The sequence below is a fragment of the Oleiphilus sp. HI0128 genome (assembly GCF_001635365.1).
In genome coordinates this window covers 1-16,907 of the sequence record NZ_LWGG01000724.1, presented here as the reverse complement: position 1 = coordinate 16,907, position 16,907 = coordinate 1, and the positions used below count along the sequence as shown (strand labels likewise).

The following is a 16,907-nucleotide window of genomic DNA, read 5'->3' as shown; positions in this document are numbered from 1 at the left end:
AATCCTTCTGGGTCTCAATGGCTATTCGCCGGCACAGGCCGCTAAGCTTTCATTCAACGGTAATTTAGAAAAAGCGATTGATAGTTTTCAGCAAAAAAACTTTATCGAAATTGTTCAAGGTGTGTGTGTAAACTTTGGCCCAGCGTCGGGAATAGAGTTTGATATGAAGCTCGTGTACCCGGAACATCCGAATGGTTTCAGCTTTACGCTATCAAGTGCTGGTGAGAAAGAACGGGTCATTTTGTCTGAAACGTACTTTTCCGTTGGTGGCGGTTTTATTTTAACTAAAGATGAACTTGCCGATAAGAGTAAGCGCCAAAAGGAGAAAAAAGGGAGGCGTAAAGTGCCGTTCGGCCACAGCCAGAAACATACCTATTCAAACATGAGTGAGTTGCTGTCTATCGCCGAGAAAGAAGATAAAAGCTTTGCAGTAATTCAGATGGAAAATGAATGCATGAGTAGTGCTGAGAGTGTTACTGAGGCAAATATTTGCACAGTTAAGGAGGCGATGTTTGCAAGCATAGAACGTGGTTTATCTGCTGATGGGCAACTGCCCGGAGGACTGTTATTAGAGCGGCGTGCAAACAAGTTATATTCCGATCTTAGCGCGAATCCCAGTAATGCTAGTGTCAATGATTGGCTTTGTGCATACGCAATGGCGGTCAATGAAGAGAATGCTGCGGGACAAGCAGTCGTAACCGCGCCAACAAACGGTGCGGCGGGTGTAGTCCCAGCATTGCTTTATTATCTAACCAAGCATGAAGAGATTTCAGAATCTAAGTCACGAGAGTTTCTGCTAACTGCGACAGTCATCGGCGCGATAATTAAAGATACTGGCTCTATATCGGGGGCTGAGGTCGGTTGCCAAGGGGAAATCGGTTCTGCCTCAGCGATGGCGGCAGCTGCTTGCTGTGCTGTCATGGGGGGGACTATTTGGCAAATAGAAAATGCAGCAGAGATTGCCCTAGAACACCATTTAGGTATGACTTGCGATCCGGTAAAAGGTCTTGTTCAAGTACCTTGTATAGAGCGGAACGGATTTGGTGCCATCAAAGCCTATGCGGCTGCGTCACTTGCGATGCACGGTAACGGTAGCCATTTAATTACCTTGGATAATTGTATTGCGGCGATGAAGCAAACTGGTGAGGCAATGTCAGAAGAGTTCAAGGAAACCTCTCAGGGAGGGTTAGCAGTCAGGTGGGTAGACTGTTAACATTATCTGAATAAATTAGGTATGGGAGATAAAGGATGACAGAAAGCGCAATCGTTTGGCGCAGTTGCGCAAAGGCACGCTTGAAGAAGGTCCCTTTTTTCATTAGGCCATTTGTAAAATCCCGCGTAGAAAAAGTTGCCAGGGCTCGTAATTTAACAGAGATAAATGAGGGCTTGCTAATTGAAATTAAACGAAAAGAAATGCCCGGTTAGAGTGGGAATATTCGTTTTTTCGGTGTGTTTTATCGTCTTTTCGCGGTAAACTCTGCGAGTGTTATAAAGGAACCTCAAATCTCTAATGAATCACTTGTTACTGATCGCCGTTGCTGGCGCCCTGGGCGCGCTTGCGCGTTATGGGCTCGTTTCCCTTGTAGGCTCTCGAGCATTCCCTTGGGGTACTATGACCGCGAACATTCTAGGCTCATTATTGATGGGCTTTGCCTATGTATATATCGTTGAGAAAAGTATCGTTCCTGCTGACATGAAGCCTTTCGTTATGACCGGGTTTCTTGGCGCGTTTACGACGTTCTCTACTTTTTCGCTTGAGGCCTGGCAATTGCTGGATCGTGGCGAAATATTAATTGCTGCATTTTATATTATAGGTACAACACTGATTTGCATTGTCGCGCTATTTGCCGGGGTGCTGATCTCGCGCGCTAGCCTCTAAGAATATTAAATACCAAAACATTACTAATTTAACGACTAAACATTAACGCAAGAATTTTATTTATGTTAGATCCAAAACTCGTCCGCACCGAAACCAATGAAATCGCTGAAAAGCTGGCAATAAAGAAGTATAAGTTTGATACAGACTTGTTTTCATCCCTAGAAGAGTCGCGTAAGCAAATACAGTCAAAGACTGAAGAGCTTCAAAATGAACGCAACACTCGCTCAAAATCGATTGGTAAAGCCAAAGCGGCCGGAGAAGATATTGCGCCACTAATTGCCGAAATGGATACAATTGGTGCTTCTTTAGAATCTGCAAAGGCGGAATTAAGTGAAGTGCAGGATCAGTTAAACGATTTGCTTGCAGGCATGCCTAATATACCAGACTCTGAAGTGCCTGAAGGTAATTCTGAAGATGATAACGTCGAAGTATTAAAGTGGGGTGAGCCTGGAAAATTTGATTTCGAGGTTAAAGATCACGTAGCTTTAGGTGACATCAATAAACAATTAGACTTTGAAACTGCAAGTAAATTGACCGGTTCACGTTTTGTGGTGATGCGCGGACAGTTAGCCAAGCTTCATCGTGCTTTAGCGCAGTTCATGCTTGATACGCATTCAGCTGAAAATGGTTATGAAGAAGTCTACCTTCCTTACGTTGTTAATAGTGACTCATTGTTCGGAACTGGTCAGTTACCGAAGTTTGAAGAAGATTTATTTAAATTGCATGCAGACAGAGAGTTTTACTTAATCCCGACGGCAGAGGTTCCTGCAACCAATATTGTTCGCGATGAGATTATCGACTCGGCCAAGCTGCCTATCAAACTTGTTTGCCATACACCATGTTTTAGAAGTGAGGCTGGATCCTATGGTCGTGATGTGCGCGGTATGATTCGTCAGCATCAATTCGACAAGGTTGAGATGGTTCAGATCGTTAAGCCGGAAGATTCAGCCCAAGCACTAGAGGCCTTGACGGGACATGCTGAAGGTATTTTACAAAAGCTGGGTTTGCCGTACCGAAAAGTATTGTTGTGTGGTGGTGACCTGGGCTTTTCTGCTGTGAAGACCTACGATCTTGAAGTTTGGCTGCCCGGACAGAAAGCCTATCGTGAGATTTCCTCTTGCAGTAATACAAAGGATTTTCAGGCTCGTCGTATGCAGGCTCGATACCGCTCTCCTGAAATGAAAAAACCACAACTTGTTCATACTTTAAATGGTTCTGGTCTAGCGGTCGGTCGTACGATGATTGCGGTGATGGAGAACTATCAGCAAGAAGATGGTTCGATTAAAGTTCCTGAAGTGCTTGTTCCTTATATGGGCGGACTTGAAGTCATTGCTTAGTTTATCAACGGTCTGTAACTGAGGAGTCACGATGGATTTTTTACCACTTTTTTTTAGTTTAAAAGGTAGTCGTGTCCTTGTGGTCGGAGACTCCGCAGCTGCTGCACGTAAAATAGAAGTATTACTTAAAACCAAGTGCAAAGTACGCTTGGCTACAGACACTCTGACCGATCAAGGCTTAAAAGCATTGGTCGAAACTAATGACATAGAGCGTGTTTCGCTGACTGCAGAGAGCCCTAATAATGATTTGGTCTGGGGGCGTATCAGCTTAGCTGTCGCAGCGTCTGAAGATAAGGTTGTTAATGAAGCTATAGCAAAGACTGCTAAGCAGAGAAATATCCCGATTAACGTCGTTAATCGAGTAGATATTAGTGATTTCGTATTTCCTTCTATTATTGACCGCTCACCTGTTATTGCCGCGGTATCTAGTAGTGGTGAATTGCCTATTTTAACGCGTTTGGTTCGTAGTCGTTTAGAGGCAAACCTTCCACATGCTTTTGGCCGTATGGCGATGATCGCTAAAAAGTACCGGCAGCAGGTACGTGAGGGTGTTGATGGTATTAATGCGAGAAGGCGCTTTTGGGAAAAACACTTGGAAGGTAAGTTCTCTGAGTTGGTTTTTTCAGGAAAGGAAGAAGACGCTGTTGACCTATTAGAGTCTGCCATTGAAGATCTTTCTTCTACTGCGCCAAGTAATGACGGTGAGGTTTACTTGGTCGGCGCAGGGCCCGGAGATCCCGACTTATTAACGTTCAAGGCTTTGCGCTTGATTCGCCAGGCAGATATCGTTTTGTACGATCGTTTGGTATCTGAACCAATATTAGAGCTTGTCAGGCATGATGCGGAGCGTATTAATGTTGGAAAGGAGCGTTCAAATCACCTTGTCCCACAAGAGTCGATTAACGAATTGCTTGTTAAGTACGCAAAGCAGGGTAAGAGAGTACTGCGTTTGAAAGGCGGCGACCCATTTATATTTGGTCGTGGTGGCGAAGAAATAGAAACGCTGGCAGAAGAGGGAGTGAGTTTCCAGGTTGTGCCAGGAATTACTGCTGCATCGGGCTGTTCCGCTTATTCAGGCATACCTTTAACTCATCGCGACTATTCTCAATCGGTACGTTTTGTTACTGGCCACTTAAAGAACGATACTTGTGATCTTCCCTGGCATGAATTAGTTCAGGAGAATCAGACCCTGGTTTTTTATATGGGCTTAACGGGGCTTGCAACCATCTGTTCATCTCTGATTGAGAATGGGATGCGTACTGATAAGCCTATAGCTCTGGTTTCCAAAGGGACAACAAGGCATCAAAAGGTTTATGAAGGAACGCTGTCAACTATTGTGGATATTATCAAGAACCAAAAGGTTGCCGCTCCGACTTTAATTATTATTGGCGATGTTGTTAGCTTGCGCGATAAGCTGAAATGGTTGGAGTGACCATTTGTGCTTATCAATAAAAAAGCCGCTCAGATTGAGCGGCTTTTTTATTACTTTAAATCGTTTGAACTGTTTATCGCTTAGGTAGCACGTCTTTTAGTTTCTCGTGCATTTCCAGTAACGATTTTTCAGTTGTCTCCCAGTCGATACAAGCATCGGTAACTGATACGCCGTACTCAAGCTGAGATAAATCTTCAGGAATCGATTGGTTACCAAACTTAAGATTGCTCTCAACCATAATGCCAACGATAGATTTGTTGCCGTCGATGATCTGATTGCAAACGTCCTGCATAACCAGTGGCTGCAGGTTAGCATCTTTGTTTGAGTTTGCGTGGCTGCAATCAATCATTATGTTCTTACTAAGTTTTGCTTTCTCAAGTTCCTGCTCGCATAGTGCAACGTTAACTGAGTCATAATTAGGTTTACCGCCACCACCACGCAAGACAACGTGAGAATATGGGTTGCCTTTAGTGCGAACTACCGATACTTGTCCTTCGCGATTAATCCCTAAAAAGCTATGAGGGTGTGATGCAGATTTAAGTGCATTCATCGCAACGCCAAGGCCGCCGTCTGTGCCATTCTTAAAGCCGATTGCAACTGACAAACCGCTACTCATTTCGCGGTGTGTTTGGGACTCTGTGGTACGCGCACCAATAGCAGACCAGGAAATTGTATCTTGCAAGTATTGTGGTGAGATTGGATCAAGTGCTTCGGTAGCGGTAGGTAGGCCCATATCGCAAATGTCTATTAGTAGTTGGCGGCCAATATGCAGGCCTTCTTCAACTTCAAATGAATCATTTAGGTGAGGGTCATTGATAAGACCTTTCCATCCAACAGTTGTTCGAGGTTTTTCAAAATAGACACGCATCACGATGTACAGGGAGTCAGATACTTTGTCGGACAAAGCTTTCAGCTTTTTTGCGTATTCCTTAGCAGCATCAACGTCATGAATTGAGCAAGGGCCAATGACGACAAAAATTCGATGATCCTTTCGGTCAAGAATATCGTTAATTGTCTGACGCCCATTTGTCACAGATTCGATTGCTTTTTCTGTAAGTGGAATCTCTTTCTTTAACTGCTCGGGTGTGATTAACACTTCGTGAGAAGCGATATTTACGTTATCTAATTTGTTGCTCATTTTCTCTCAACTTATCCCAAAAACTATTAGGCTGCTTGATTCGTGAATTCTAGTGCAAGAATAAACCTGCTATCCAAGGTTGTTTTTCTAACGATAGACGGAACTGTAAAAATTAAAAGTAATGTTGCTGGATACAGGGATGGATTGCAATGATGTAGAGCAACTAAAAATGTATTTTTTTACAGCGTATTGAATATAGATAACTATAATGAAGCGTATGGAAAAAATTAATGCAGTAATTTCTTCGTGAGCCGCCTTAGTAATGACTTGAGTTTTGTGAGGGCTTTGTGTCAAAAGCTACGTGTGCCTGAGCTTAAGTATCTACAGGATTTTGGCACTAGTACCGACAAAACTCTAGATTTAGAGGGTGTTCGACAGCACTTTGTCTTAGAAGTAGGTCAGTACGAAGTGAGCTTGTTAGATCATCTAAAGAAGCATTATGAAGGCGCACAGAAAAGTGGCGTTAATAATATTGCTTTTATCTTGGACCGTTGCTTCGACGTTTGGCTCCGCAAGAATTGCTTCCCCCATGAAATTGCGAACATTTTATCTGTCTGGCGCTTTTCATTATTTACGATCATTTTTCTAGAGCAAAAAAAAGTTTTTCAGCAAGAAGGGGTTGACCAAAAGAAAATACTTGCTTCTGTCATTGGCTTGCTTGAACTGATAGCTACAGACTGTATTGGCTGGAGCGCCGTCCCCGAGCGTTCCAAGCACTTACTTCTTGAACAATTGAATGACGTCAGCACTCAAGTAATAGCAAATCTCCATTCAAACCTGGAGCTGATTGAGGATGCTGAACTTAAGTGGAAAGACTTCCAAGATAAGCAACGCTCAAAGTTTACAAAGGTTACTCAGCGTCTAATCGAGTCAGAGTCTCAATTATGCTGGAAACGTTTCAGCTTTTGGTGTGCACAAAGCTACATTGATTCGGTTTTTGCACGTAAAAAACTTCCCGAGAGTTTACAGTGCTTTCTGGATTCTTATTGGCTTAACAGTGTGGCTGTACATTTGGTATGCGAAGACGGTCTTCATGTGCGTCTGGATGCCGAAATCGACAAATTGACCCAGTCTTTGATGAAGGCCTTTTGCCAGCAGGGCAAGGCTTTATTTCAGTTAGCTGATAGCTTGGTTGACGATCTCAAGAAGGTTCTTGATAGATCGAATATTGCTTACGACGAAAGCATATTCAATGCCTTAGAAGAAAGTATGGTTTCATTGCTTAAACAAGAGTTCTGCGATTCTTTTGTTCCCTATACTTCAGTACCGACTGATATAACACTTAATGAACAATTTAGTCATTTCGATATCTCAAGAATATTATATAAAGATGAGGTTGGTGATAGCTCCGTACCTCAAAATGATTCGGTAGAAAAACTCAATCTTGAAGAAAGTGACTGGTTTGTAATGGGTACAGACCAAGCTAGTTCACCTTCAATGATATTATTGAACCGCTTTGACTATGCTGGCTTGTTTTTGTTTGGTAATTATTTGGGGATGAAAACGGGCATATATACCCGTCAGGAGTTAGACCACTTGCTCAATCAAGGTGAGATTAAACCTTACAAGCAAGGGGAGTCATTCTCTGTTGTGTTTAATGCTTGTGTTAAGGGGCTGATGCGAGTAGCTGATTCACAGCAGAAAGCCAGAATCGCTGCCGCCGAGAAAGCGAAAGAAGAAGCAGAGAGACTGCTCGAAGAAAAACGACTTGCCGAAGAAGAGGCAGAAAAGAGAGCGCAGGAAATTGCCGAACGTACTAAAGAACTACTTAAAAGGCGCGAAGATAAGAAAAAAGCCCAACTTGAAGTATCAGCACTAGCGAAAGTACAGAAATTGACTATAGGTGCTTGGGTCTCACTTACGATTGGTGACCAAGCGGAGCGCTATAAGCTAGTAGTGAAGATTGCTGCGAGTAGTAAATTCATTTTTGTTGATAAGCTCGGGATTAAGAAAAAGGAATATAAAGAAGTTGACCTTGTGGACCTTGTTGTGACAAACAAAATGGAATTTTTGAGCGACGGAGCAGAATTTGAAGACAGCTTGCAAAGGGTTGTAAGCCGATTGCGTATGGCAAAATAAAAATGGTTACTAGCATGAATGATGAAGACTTAAAAAAGTACTTTGATATTGATGAGAAGCGAGTAGAAGCGCGTTTGAACGTTGATGCAGATATTTATATTGAAACAGTGTCACGTGAACCTGGGGATGATAGACCTGCTCACGTTGTACAATGTGAATGTGTTGATTTGTCCGCGAATGGCCTTCAAGCCTATGTCGATGAACCTCTAACGCAAGGCGCTATTCACAGTCTTATAATTGATCTGCCAGAACAAAATAAAAACTTCAGGTTAACCGCAGAAGTGAGATGGGTAAAACCATATAAGTCTGATTATCTAACCGGCTTACTACTTTACGATTCCGATGGGACTGAAATAGTAGATTGGAAGTTTCTGATGTCAAAATACCTTAACTAATACGTAAGGCTTTTGAACTACTCCGCGTCTTCCATTTCTTCAAGCTCTGTGCCAAACAGTGAGTCTTTGTCAAATTCGTTCAAGTGGTCTTCGATTGATAGGCCATTGCCTACACCGTTATTAAGGCTTGGTACAGGTTCTTCGTTAATGAATGCCGCAGCATCAGCAGCCGTTAGTTCTTTACCTTCTTCCATTAGCGCGTGGCCGTAGTTTGGATAGGTGACCAAGGTTGAGTTAGGCAGCGCCTTATGCCAGCGTTGCGCATGGCTAGGGTCTCCCCACTTATCGGACTGACCCCACATGATAAGCGAAGGAACTTCAATTTCGCTGAGATCGAGCAGCATGCCATGCTCCATTAAAGCACGGACAAGTTTCAGCTGTTTGATGTTGGTCGCGTGGGTACCTTCAGTTTGGGCAAGGTGCAGATACCTCTCGGTTACGGCGCGCGATGGTTTTTCCAGACCATAAAAGTCTTGAACAATTTCAGTGATAACGCCTGAGGGTTGTATGTATTTGCTGAATATATCCATGCCAGACGTTGTGGCATAGTTAAGTATCCATGGTAACTCTTGTTGGAATCCTTTAGGGCTAATTAGTACAAGCTTATCCAATTTTTCGGGGTGCTGCAGACCCGCGTACTGTGCGGCCAAATAACCGGAGTAGGAACTGCCAATAAGCGAAAATTTATTTATGCCAAGATCTTCAATAAAGTATTCAAGTGTGTGGACAATGTAATCGCTCGATAAATTTTCGGCGCAAGTGTCTGTACTATCAGAAACACAGTGTGGTGCGCCAGTAAGCCCTGATCCTGGCAGGTCTATTGCGATCAATCTAAAGTCATTACTCAGAATGTCGATCCAATCCTCCCAAGCATGAAGTGAGGAAAGTTCGCTGTGAAGTAGAAGTATTACAGGGCCTTCGCCTACGTCGCGATAATGGATTTTTGTATTAAAGTCGTTTTCGATCCACTGGGAGTCACTATAACTATACTTGCTCGTAATGTACCAGTCAGGTAGCTCGGAAAAGCCAAGAAAATTAGACAAGGAGGTCGAAGATTGAGACGCCTGCTTGATGTTTGCGCAGCCGCCTAGACTTAGGGCGAAGGTAAATGTCAATAGGACAAAAGCAAGCCTAATGCGGTAAAAAAGACGTTCCACTATACGTATCCATCACAAAAATTAAACGTCGCACAAAGATGTACAAGGCATGTACAAAAGCACTTCTCAAGGACTGCATAGACTACCAGTATGTGCTTACCGTTTTCAGTGACGTAGTCCTTAAAATAGCAGTTATCTAAGCGGTTTAGCTTTCTTCTAGTGAACGCATGCCGCTAGTATTAAAGCCACCATCAACAAATAATACTTCTCCGCTAATTCCGCTAGCTAGATCTGAGCATAAAAAAGCAGCAGCATTGCCAACTTCGTCAATAGTCACGTTACGTCTAAGTGGTGTTTGCTGTTCATTTTCAGATAGCATTTTTCGGAAGTTCTTAATGCCGGATGCAGCCAATGTACGAATGGGGCCAGCTGATATGGCGTTAACACGCGTTCCTTCAGGCCCAAGGCTACCGGCCATATAACGAACGTTTGCTTCAAGACTGGCCTTTGCCAAGCCCATTACGTTGTAGTTTGGCAAGGTTCTTTCTGAGCCTAAGTAGGTTAGGGTTAGTAATGACCCATTTCGCCCTTTCATTAACTCACGGCTTGCTTTCGCCAAAGCAACAAAGCTATAAGAGCTAATATCATGAGCGATTTGAAAACCTTCACGGGTGGTTACATCAACATAATCACCGTTTAGTTCGTGGGCGGGAGCGTAGCCTACGGAATGCACGATTATATCAATGCCATCCCACACCTTAGCAATCTCTTCGAAGACCTGAGAAATTTGCTCGTCGTCGGCAACATCGCAGGGTAGAATTAGCTTTGATCCCCATGCTTCACCAAACCCTTCAACTCGCTTTTTCAACTTCTCGTTTTGATAGGTTAACGCTATTTCTGCGCCTTCTCGGTGAAAGGCATTAGCGATACCGGTTGCAATCGATAGCTTGCTTGCAATGCCAACTATAAGAACTTTTTTACCTGCTAAGAAACCCATAATCTATTACCTGGAACCAATTGAAAGTGCTGTCTAAGCGAGAAGGTAGCTCGCAATTAATCTATGCTGATGTTAAGAATATACCACTTGCTGAGATATTTTTATGAATAAAAATAGGCCGCATCTAATAAGTTTTTTGTATAGTCATGTTGAGGTGCGTCAAAAAGAGTTTCACAGTCGTTTTCTTCGATAACGTCTCCATGGCGCATAACTAATACTCTGTGACTTAATGCTCGTACGACTGCGAGGTCGTGACTAATGAATAAGTAGGCGATTTGGTACTTTTCCTGAAGGTGTCTCAGCAAATCTATCACTTGGTTTTGGACAGTACGATCTAAAGCAGATGTTGGCTCGTCGAGTATTATTAGCTTGGGCTTAAGGACGAGCGCTCGTGCAATTGCAATTCGTTGCCTTTGTCCACCGGAAAACTCGTGTGGATAACGATGGCGCATGCCCGGGTCGAGTTCGACCTCTTCGAGCACTTTAATGATTATTTGTTCTCGTTCGTCAGGAGTTCCAATGTTATGTATTTCTAAGCCCTCGTTAATGATTTGCATAATTGACATGCGAGGACTGAGGCTGCCATAGGGGTCCTGAAAGACAATTTGCATTTCTTTTCGGAAGGGGCGGAATGCTTGTTGGTCAAGATTGTGAGTGGGCTTACCTTCAAAGAATATCTCACCTTCACATTGCTGAAGTCTAAGTAAAGCGAGGCCGAGGGTGGTTTTTCCGCTGCCGCTTTCGCCGACGATACCAAGAGTTTCGCCTGCTTTTAGTTTTATTGAGATGTCTTTAGTTGCCTTTAAGAACTCAAGAGGCTTGCCCCAGAAACTTTTCTTAGTAGGAAACCATACGTTGATGTCCTTACTTTCTAAAATTGTTTTAGCGTCGTTCGGGATTTTCTTAGGTGAGCCGCTAGGGTCAGAGTTAATAAGTAGCTTCGTATACTCTTGCTTTGGAGTAGCGAAGATATCTTCGCAATATCCAGATTCGATGAGTTTTCCATGGTGCATCACTACCACTTCGTCTGCATAATGGCGTACGATGCTCAGGTCGTGGGAAATAAGAATGACGGACATTCCAAACTTTTTTTGTAACCCCCGGATTAACTCAAGTACCTGCTTTTGTACGGTTACATCCAACGCTGTTGTTGGCTCATCTGCGATGAGTATGTCTGGTTCGTTGGCTAGCGCCATAGCGATCATTACGCGCTGCTTTTGTCCGCCTGATAGTTGGTGAGGATAGGATCCCAGGCGAGACTCAGGCTCAGGAATACCAACTAGATCTAGTAATTCGATAACACGCTTACGAGCGGCTCGAGTTGAATGAGCGCTGTGTAACTGTATTGATTCGGCAATTTGTTTCTCAATCGTATGTAGCGGATTAAGTGACGTCATTGGCTCCTGAAAGATCATGCCAATTTTACCGCCACGCACACTTCTTAATTCAGTCTCGCTTGCTTTTAAAAGGTCTTTGTTTTGAAAAAGGATTTCGCCACTCGGGTAAGACGTTTTATTTCTTGGATGTAAGCCGAGAATCGCCTGGGCAGTTACTGATTTTCCAGAACCGCTTTCGCCAACAATTGCGATTGTCTTTCCCGCGTGAATATCAAAACTGATACCTTTAACTGCCTCTATTTCTTGCTCTCCTTGTTGAAAGCAAACACGAAGGTCTCTGATAGATATTTGAGCATCGTTATCGTTTGTCATAAAAACTAATTACCTTGAGTGCGTGCTTATATCTTTTTTGGGTCGAATGCGTCGCGTACGGCTTCGCCAATAAATACAAGTAGAGACAGCATTAGTGCAAGAACAATAAATGCCGATGCGCCGAGCCAGGGTGCGTGTAAATTTGTTTTGCCTTGTGAAATCAGTTCACCTAGTGAGGGTGATCCTGGTGGAAGCCCAAAGCCAAGAAAGTCGAGAGAGGTCAGGGTAGTAATTGAACCCGTGAGAATGAAAGGCATGAAAGTAAGTGTCGCGACCATAGCATTAGGAAGCATGTGTCTAAACATAATTCCTCTATTGTCCAAGCCTAGTGCACGGGCTGCGCGTACGTATTCTAGGTTTCTAGCGCGCAAGAACTCTGCGCGTACAACGTCAACTAGCCCCATCCAGCTGAATAACAGCATAATACCAAGTAGCCACCAGAAGTTAGGCGTAATAATACTACTCATGATTATCAGCAGAAATAGAACGGGTAGCCCAGACCAGATTTCTATAAAACGTTGGCCATAAAGGTCGATGCGGCCGCCATAAAAGCCTTGTATAGCGCCAACTACCACACCAACAACAGAGCTAAATAATGTGAGTGCTAAACCAAAGAGTACTGATATTCTAAAACCGTAAATCAATCTTGCGACAACATCACGAGCCTGATCGTCGGTCCCAAGTAAGTTTTCACTTGAAGGAGGGCTTGGGGCGGGTACAGGAAGTTGATAGTTAATGGTGTCGTAGCTGTATTGTATAAGAGGCCATAACATCCAGCCTTCTTCATTAATCAGCTCAGAAACGTATTCGTCACGATAGTCGGCTTCGGTCTCAAAGTCTCCTCCGAATGCGGTTTCTGGGTAACTATTTAAGAATGGCGTATAAAGTTCACCCTGATAGGACACCAAAAGAGGCTTGTCATTTGCAATGATTTCGGCAAACAGTGAAGCAAAAAATAAAATCGAGAATAAGATTAAAGAGTAATATCCGCGTTTATTGGCCTTGAAGTTAGCAAGGCGTCGGCGATTCAGGGGTGACCACGAGCTAGTATTAATCAACATCACTATTGCTCCCTGCTTGCAAAGTCAATTCGCGGGTCAATAAAGACGTATGTCAGGTCGCTAATGAGTTTTAGAATTAGACCAACCAGGGTAAATACGTAAAGCGTTCCAAACATAACCGGATAATCGCGGTTGAGTACAGCTTCGAAACCAAGCAGTCCAAGGCCGTCAAGCGAAAAAATTACCTCTATCAACATCGAGCCTGTGAAGAATATACCGATCAAGGCGCTAGGCATTCCTGCAATAACTATCAGCATGGCATTTCTAAATACATGTCCATATAAAATGCTTTTGTCTGTGAGCCCCTTAGCTCTGGCAGTCGTAACATACTGCTTGTTGATCTCATCCATGAAGGAGTTCTTGGTAAGCATTGTTAGAGTTGCAAAGCCACCTATAACGATAGCGGTAACTGGCAGTACTAGGTGCCAAGCATAATCCAGAATTTGCTCGCTTGTCGTCATGGTGTCAAAGTCTGGCGAGGTAAGACCGCGTAAAGGGAACCAGTCCCAGTATGTTCCACCAGCAAAGAGAACTATTAGGATAACGCCGAATAAGAAGCCAGGAATTGCGTAACCAACAATAATGACACTACTGGTCCAAAGGTCGAACTTGGAGCCGTCTTTGATCGCTTTTTTGATGCCGAGCGGGATCGATATAAGGTAGATGATCAGTGTTGACCAAAGACCAAGAGAAATTGATACCGGCATTTTTTCAAGGACTAAGTCGAGTACACTTTTGTCGCGGAAAAAGCTTTCGCCAAAGTCAAAAACAGCATAGTTTTTGATCATAATAAAGAAGCGCTCATAAGCTGGCTTATCGAAGCCATACATCTTTTCAATGCGCTCAATAAGCTCAGGGTCAAGGCCTTGAGCACCATGGTATTTAGAGGAGCTGCCAGAGCTGCTAGAACTTGAGGTGTTGGTAGATAGCTCTCCGCTACCGCCGCCTAAACGGCTTTGAACGTCTGAACCCATTCCCTGAATCTGTGCGAGCATTCGCTCAACGGGGCCGCCGGGTGCTGCTTGCACGATAATGAAGTTTAAGAGCATGATACCGAGTAGTGTCGGTATCATAAGAAGAAGTCTGCGAAGAATGTAGGCGCTCATTACTTACGGAACCACCACGTATCGATCGCTACTCCGGATTTGGGGGAAATTTCAGGTCTCGCAAGGCTCTTAGTGTAAGCGATACGCTCAACCGGGTTATACCAGTTAGGTATTACGTAGTGCCCGTGTAGTAGAACTCTGTCGAGAGCACGAGTTCGATTAACTAAAGACTTTCTGTCTGGCGCACTGATGACAAGATCAACAAGCTTATCCACGACAGGGTCTTGTATTCCGGCAATGTTTCTAGAACCCTGCGTATTGGCTTTTGATGAATGCCAGTATTCTCTTTGCTCGTTACCTGGTGAATTTGACTGACCAAAACCACCAACCATCACATCGAAGTCAAAAGAGCGGCGGCGATTTATATACTGGGTAGTATCTACGACGCGGATACCGGCTTCAATTCCAAGTTTTTCAAGATTTTTAATAAAGGGTTGTACTACACGCTCAAAGTCTTTCTGGAATAATAAAAACTCGAATGAAAAGGGCTTTCCGCTCTGCTTATTTGTCAGCTTGCCATCCTTCACAGACCAGCCTGCTTCTTTCAGTAACTTGATGGCTTTCCTTAAATTTTTTCGCAAGCTTGCAGGTTTTTCTGTGCTAGGTGAACGGTATTCACTTGTAAAAACAGATGATGGAAGTTGGTCTCTAAAGGCTTCAAGGGTGCTTAGCTCTTCACCAGTCGGCAAGCCCCGCGAAGCGAGTTCAGAGTTCTCAAAATAACTATTACTGCGTGCATATTGCCCATTAAACAAATTCTGGTTGGTCCATTCAAAGTCAAATGCATAGGCGAGCGCCTGTCTGACACGGCTATCCTTGAAAAGTTCTCTACGTGTATTGATAACAAAAGCCTGAAGACCGGCTGGGCGCTCGTGCTTAACTTCTTCTTTGATCAGTTCGCCGTTATCAAACTTTGGGCCGACGTAGGCGTTAGCCCAGTTGCGTGCAGTGTTCTCAATGCGGAAATCAAACTCGCCAGCTTTGAAAGCCTCCAATGCAACAGTGTTATCTTTGTAATATTCGTATACGATTTTATCGAAATTATACATACCCTTGTTAACCGCAAGATCTTTTGCCCAGTAGTTTGGGTTTTTCTTCAGTGTGACCGAGCGACCAGGGTCAAAGCTGTCGATCATGTAAGGGCCGTTGCCGACAGGAATATTTAGCGACGATTTACCGAAATCGTGTTTACTCCAATAGTTTTTGGAAAAAATCGGGAGTTGACCAATGATGAGCGGGAGTTCTTTATTTTGATTGGTAGCAAACTCAAAATGAATGACTGAATCTGAGCGAACCTCAACGTTTTTTACATCGGCATAGTAAGCTGCATAGAATGGTTGTGCTTTTTCATGCTTCGTTAGTGTTTCGAAACTGAACTTTACGTCGTCTGCTGTTATGGGGCTGCCATCAGAAAACTTGGCATTAGGGTTTAGCTTGAATGTAACTGATGAACGGTCATCAGGCGTCTCGATTGTTTCGGCAATTAGTCCATATTCGCTGAAAGCTTCATCACTCGCATGCTTTGTGAGACTTTCATACAAGTAGCGAACACCCGCGGCAGAAACGCCTTTAATAATATAAGGGTTGAAACTGTCGAAGTTATCACCGACAACGCCTAGTTTTAATGTGCCACCCTGGTTTGCAACAGGGTTGACGTAGTCAAAATGCTCAAAAGACGGGTCGTATTTTAACGAACCATGCATTGCAATACCGTGCTGAGGATTTGCAGCAATAGTGAAAGTTTGAAAGATGAGAGTAAAAAACAAAGCGAATTTAAAATGCATGGCTTATTTTGCTTATTGTAAATGTAGTTGAAAAATCTAGTCTCAATGCACACTTTAGTGCAAATTACAGGATGAAAGATCGTAAAGTTAAATGATAGACTCGTCTATAGCTTTTATCACCTTAAAGGCTTACGAAATATTTAGTTAGGCAAAACTGTTATTTAAGTTCGTTTTTTACAAGGCCGCAACGCTGGCATTTTGACACCGTTACAAGCTTGCCCTGTTTAACGTCGAACTTTGAGTTGCTTATAACCTTCCACTTATGAAAGCCGCTTTTGCATAAAGTTTTGCCTTTATGCTTGGCCTTTGGGGATGGTTTTTTAAAGGGAATTACATTAGACATAATAAGAGCTTTCGTTGCTTGAAGGCCTGAATTCATCGTTATAAAAGGCTTAATGCCTATTAAGAGTTGTTGCAATACTGATGTTACCAAGACGCTACTTAGATCGCTACGCCTTATTTGTTGGCCTTAGTTTTTTGCTGCATGCGATTATAATCGGCGTGGTTATGCTTGCTCAGGTGGATAAAGATGAAGAGGAAGAAAAGCAGCATAAAGTTCTGATAAAATTAGATAATCCTATTAATGAAGAGGAAGAGGAAGAGGAAGAGGAGGAGGAAGAGGAAAAGCCTTTAACAGAAGAGAAAGCTAAAGCAGAGAAAGCTAAAGCAGAGAAAGCTAAAGCAGAGAAAGCTAAAGCAGAGAAAGCTAAAGCAGAGAAAGCTAAAGCAGAGAAAGCTAAAGCAGAGAAAGCTAAAGCAGAGAAAGCCAAAGCAGAGAAGGCTAAAGCTGAGAAGGCTAAAGCTGAGAAGGCTAAAGCTGAGAAGGCTAAAGCTGAGAAGGCTAAAGCAGAAAAAGCCAAAGCAGAGAAGGCTAAAGCAGAGAAGGCTAAAGC

At 43.4% G+C, this 16,907-nt stretch carries 15 protein-coding genes; 8 read left to right on the top strand and 7 right to left on the bottom strand.

Annotated elements, in window-relative coordinates:
- The 5 genes from A3763_RS08915 to cysG form a co-directional block, all read left to right on the top strand.
- Positions 1-1,213, top strand: a 1,213-nt coding sequence (locus A3763_RS08915) for an L-serine ammonia-lyase (protein ID WP_068759988.1), incomplete at its 5' end; no start/stop codon positions are given.
- Between the two features lie 35 nt (positions 1,214-1,248).
- A complete protein-coding gene (locus A3763_RS30095) occupies positions 1,249-1,425 on the top strand; it encodes a PCP reductase family protein (protein ID WP_082865032.1) in 177 nt (58 codons plus the stop codon).
- 85 nt (positions 1,426-1,510) lie between these two features.
- Positions 1,511-1,879 carry a fluoride efflux transporter CrcB gene (gene crcB, locus A3763_RS08910; protein ID WP_068515105.1) on the top strand — a complete coding sequence of 123 codons (369 nt, stop codon included), beginning with the start codon at positions 1,511-1,513 and terminating at the stop codon, positions 1,877-1,879.
- A gap of 62 nt (positions 1,880-1,941) precedes the next feature.
- Entirely contained in the window at positions 1,942-3,216 is a 1,275-nt protein-coding gene (gene serS / locus A3763_RS08905; protein ID WP_068515108.1) for a serine--tRNA ligase, read from the top strand.
- A 31-nt stretch (positions 3,217-3,247) separates the two neighbouring features.
- On the top strand, positions 3,248-4,648 hold the full coding sequence (gene cysG, locus A3763_RS08900) for a siroheme synthase CysG (RefSeq protein ID WP_068634485.1): 1,401 nt from the start codon (positions 3,248-3,250) through the stop codon (positions 4,646-4,648).
- A 73-nt stretch (positions 4,649-4,721) separates the two neighbouring features.
- Here cysG and A3763_RS08895 read toward each other — a convergent pair whose 3' ends face one another.
- Complete coding sequence (locus tag A3763_RS08895) at positions 4,722-5,786, bottom strand: 3-deoxy-7-phosphoheptulonate synthase (RefSeq protein WP_068509085.1); 1,065 nt, start codon at positions 5,784-5,786, stop codon at positions 4,722-4,724.
- A 246-nt stretch (positions 5,787-6,032) separates the two neighbouring features.
- Between A3763_RS08895 and A3763_RS08890 the strand changes: the two genes are divergently transcribed.
- Together A3763_RS08890 and A3763_RS08885 are read left to right on the top strand one after the other, a co-directional pair.
- Positions 6,033-7,865, top strand: a complete 1,833-nt coding sequence (locus tag A3763_RS08890) for a DUF1631 family protein (protein ID WP_068552758.1) — start codon at positions 6,033-6,035, stop codon at positions 7,863-7,865.
- A gap of 14 nt (positions 7,866-7,879) precedes the next feature.
- Positions 7,880-8,260 carry a PilZ domain-containing protein gene (locus A3763_RS08885; protein ID WP_068509088.1) on the top strand — a complete coding sequence of 127 codons (381 nt, stop codon included), beginning with the start codon at positions 7,880-7,882 and terminating at the stop codon, positions 8,258-8,260.
- A 17-nt stretch (positions 8,261-8,277) separates the two neighbouring features.
- Here the strand turns inward: A3763_RS08885 and A3763_RS08880 are convergent, their stop codons facing one another.
- From A3763_RS08880 to A3763_RS08855, 6 genes are all read right to left on the bottom strand, one after another.
- Positions 8,278-9,417, bottom strand: coding sequence for an alpha/beta fold hydrolase (locus A3763_RS08880; protein WP_068509080.1), 1,140 nt, complete (start codon positions 9,415-9,417; stop codon positions 8,278-8,280).
- A 145-nt stretch (positions 9,418-9,562) separates the two neighbouring features.
- Positions 9,563-10,354: an enoyl-ACP reductase gene (locus A3763_RS08875; protein WP_068509078.1), complete on the bottom strand. Its 792-nt coding sequence runs from the start codon at positions 10,352-10,354 to the stop codon at positions 9,563-9,565.
- A 101-nt stretch (positions 10,355-10,455) separates the two neighbouring features.
- The gene (locus A3763_RS08870; RefSeq protein ID WP_068509076.1) at positions 10,456-12,063 is read right to left on the bottom strand and encodes an ABC transporter ATP-binding protein; all 1,608 of its coding nucleotides are present in this window, start codon (positions 12,061-12,063) and stop codon (positions 10,456-10,458) included.
- Between the two features lie 26 nt (positions 12,064-12,089).
- Positions 12,090-13,124, bottom strand: coding sequence for an ABC transporter permease (locus tag A3763_RS08865; protein ID WP_068509074.1), 1,035 nt, complete (start codon positions 13,122-13,124; stop codon positions 12,090-12,092).
- Positions 13,125-13,126: 2 nt separating this feature from the next.
- Complete coding sequence (locus A3763_RS08860; RefSeq protein WP_068509072.1) at positions 13,127-14,230, bottom strand: microcin C ABC transporter permease YejB; 1,104 nt, start codon at positions 14,228-14,230, stop codon at positions 13,127-13,129.
- Complete coding sequence (locus A3763_RS08855; protein WP_068509069.1) at positions 14,230-16,014, bottom strand: extracellular solute-binding protein; 1,785 nt, start codon at positions 16,012-16,014, stop codon at positions 14,230-14,232. The genes A3763_RS08860 and A3763_RS08855 overlap by 1 nt, the downstream gene beginning before the upstream one ends.
- A gap of 423 nt (positions 16,015-16,437) precedes the next feature.
- Between A3763_RS08855 and A3763_RS28545 the strand changes: the two genes are divergently transcribed.
- Positions 16,438-16,907, top strand: a 470-nt coding sequence (locus A3763_RS28545; protein ID WP_197482867.1) for a hypothetical protein, incomplete at its 3' end; no start/stop codon positions are given.

Bases quoted from the DNA above. Each gene is read 5' to 3' on its own strand.
- serS (WP_068515108.1), top strand. From the start codon at position 1,942: ATGTTAGATCCAAAACTCGTCCGCACCGAAACCAATGAAATCGCTGAA.
- A3763_RS08865 (WP_068509074.1), bottom strand. From the start codon at position 13,124: ATGTTGATTAATACTAGCTCGTGGTCACCCCTGAATCGCCGACGCCTT.
- cysG (WP_068634485.1), top strand. From the start codon at position 3,248: ATGGATTTTTTACCACTTTTTTTTAGTTTAAAAGGTAGTCGTGTCCTT.
- A3763_RS08870 (WP_068509076.1), bottom strand. From the start codon at position 12,063: ATGACAAACGATAACGATGCTCAAATATCTATCAGAGACCTTCGTGTT.
- A3763_RS08895 (WP_068509085.1), bottom strand. From the start codon at position 5,786: ATGAGCAACAAATTAGATAACGTAAATATCGCTTCTCACGAAGTGTTA.
- A3763_RS08885 (WP_068509088.1), top strand. From the start codon at position 7,880: ATGAATGATGAAGACTTAAAAAAGTACTTTGATATTGATGAGAAGCGA.
- A3763_RS08875 (WP_068509078.1), bottom strand. From the start codon at position 10,354: ATGGGTTTCTTAGCAGGTAAAAAAGTTCTTATAGTTGGCATTGCAAGC.
- A3763_RS08860 (WP_068509072.1), bottom strand. From the start codon at position 14,230: ATGAGCGCCTACATTCTTCGCAGACTTCTTCTTATGATACCGACACTA.
- crcB (WP_068515105.1), top strand. From the start codon at position 1,511: ATGAATCACTTGTTACTGATCGCCGTTGCTGGCGCCCTGGGCGCGCTT.
- A3763_RS30095 (WP_082865032.1), top strand. From the start codon at position 1,249: ATGACAGAAAGCGCAATCGTTTGGCGCAGTTGCGCAAAGGCACGCTTG.
- A3763_RS08855 (WP_068509069.1), bottom strand. From the start codon at position 16,014: ATGCATTTTAAATTCGCTTTGTTTTTTACTCTCATCTTTCAAACTTTC.